Origin of the sequence: Stenotrophomonas sp. Ste96 (genome assembly GCF_024519495.1) — a bacterium.
In the GTDB taxonomy this organism is placed as follows: Bacteria; Pseudomonadota; Gammaproteobacteria; order Xanthomonadales; family Xanthomonadaceae; genus Stenotrophomonas; species Stenotrophomonas bentonitica_A.
In genome coordinates this window covers 1-2192 of the sequence record NZ_JALJRX010000025.1, presented here as the reverse complement: position 1 = coordinate 2192, position 2192 = coordinate 1, and the positions used below count along the sequence as shown (strand labels likewise).

General features: G+C 60.7%; 1 protein-coding gene. It reads left to right on the top strand.

Translation table 11 applies throughout. From position 1 onward, the window contains the following. The coding region (locus OC373_RS18625) for a Tn3 family transposase (RefSeq protein WP_261998266.1) at window positions 1-2192 on the top strand (2192 nt) is incomplete at both ends.

Genomic DNA, 2192 nt, shown 5'->3' with positions numbered 1-2192 from the left:
GCAGCCCAGACCAAGCACACCATCCCGGACATCGTGAACGTCCTGCTCGAAGAGCTGGTGCACCATCGCTACGAGCTACCAGTCTTCCGGACCCTTGAGATGGCCGCTATCGGGGCGCGCGAACGGGTCAACCTGGGCTACTACCGCAGTATCAGCCACGCACTGACGCCTGCCACGCGCACGCTGATTGATGAGCTACTGCGCGCACCGGAAGGATCCAAATTTACCGGCTGGCATTCGCTCAAGCGCGAGCCTGGCCGGCCGACCAACAAAGAGGTCCGGTTCTATCTGCAGCACATCCGCATGCTGCAGCAGTTGGCCGACCAGCTGCCTCCCATTGATGTGCCGGTGCCCAAGCTCAAGCAGTTCCGTGCGATGGCTCGGGCCTATGACGCCAGCGAGCTGGCCGAACTGGCTCCGGACAAGCGCTATGCGCTGGCCACCATCTTCATTCGCGCCCAGCATGCCAAGACACTGGATGATGCAGCCGAGTTGTTCATCAAGCAGGTGCGCGGGCTGGAGAACACGGCCCAGCAGAAATTGCTGGCCTACCAGCTCGAACATGCCAAACGGGCCGACTTCCTCATCGGCCAGCTCAAGGAAATCCTACAGGCCTATCAGCTCGACGGCAGCGATAGTCAGCGCGTGGATGCCATCGACAACAGCCTGGAAGCGGAAGTGTCGACCTTGCTGGCCGAATGCGAAGAACATATGGCCTACGCCGGGAAGAACTACCTGCCATTCATGCTGCAGCCCTATGGCGCGGTCAGGCCGCTGCTGTTCAATGGGCTGGAGCTGATGAAACTTCGGGCGACCAGCCACGACGCCGGCATGGAGCCGCTGATCGCAGCGGTGCTCTCGCTGCGCAACCAGCGCCGTGAGCTGATCGAGGTCGCCTCCCTCGGTTTGGACCCGGAAAAGGACTTTGACTGGATGTCCAAGCTCTGGCGTCAGCACGTGTTCGGCAAGCGGGCCAGTGCAGCCGGCGCCGGCTGGATGCACCGTAAGTACTTCGAGCTGGCCGTGCTGGTGCAGGTCAAGGACGAACTGAAGTCCGGAGATCTCTTCATTCCCAGCAGCGAACGGTTTGATGACTACCGTGAGCAGCTGGTCGATGAAGCCACCTTGGCCCAGGAACTGGAAGCCTACGGCCAGGTGTCAGGCCTGCCCACCGACGCCGAGTCTTTCGTGGCGGGATTACGTGCACAACTGACCTCCCTGGCCGATGAGGTCGACGCGCGTTTCCCGGAGAACGTACATGCGGACATCCTGGATGGGCGCCTGGTGCTGCGGAAGGGGCAACGCGCCGAAGTCTCCAGCGCGATTACCACCGTGGATCGCCTCATCGCCGAACGGCTTCCAGAATCCAGCATCGTCGATGTCCTGATCGATGCCAGCCAATGGCTGGATCTGCACCGTTTCTTCCGCCCGATCGCCGGCACCGAGAGCCAGGTCGAAGATCTGCCCCGACGTGTGATCACCACGCTATTTTGCTATGGCTGCAACCTGGGGCCGACGCAGACGGCGCGGTCGATCAAGGGCTTCAGCCGGCGCCAAGTCGCTTGGCTAAACCTGAAATACGTGACCGAGGATGTGCTTGAGAAGGCCATCGTGGAGGTCATCAATACCTACAACAAATTCGACCTGCCTGGCTATTGGGGCAGCGGCAAGAGCGCATCAGCTGATGGCACGAAGTGGAGCGTCTACGAGGACAACCTGCTGTCGGAGTATCACATCCGCTACGGCGGCTACGGTGGCATCGGCTACTACCATGTGTCCGATAAATACGTGGCGCTCTTCAGCCACTTCATTCCCTGTGGCGTGCACGAGGGCATCTACATCCTGGACGGCCTGTTGGCCAACACTTCCGACATCCAGCCTGAGATCGTCCATGGCGACACGCAGGCCCAAAGCTATCCGGTCTTCGGCTTGGCCCACATGCTGGGCATCCAGCTGATGCCCAGAATCCGAAACATCAAGGACCTGACATTCTTCCGGCCCGAACCGGGCAGGGCCTATAAAAACATCCAGGCACTGTTCGGGGACAGCATCGACTGGCAACTGATCGCCACCCATCTTCACGACATGCTGCGGGTGGTGATCTCAATCCGATTGGGCAAGATCACCGCGTCCTCGATCCTGCGCCGGCTGGGCACCTACAGCCGGAAGAACAAGCTGTACTTCGCATTCCG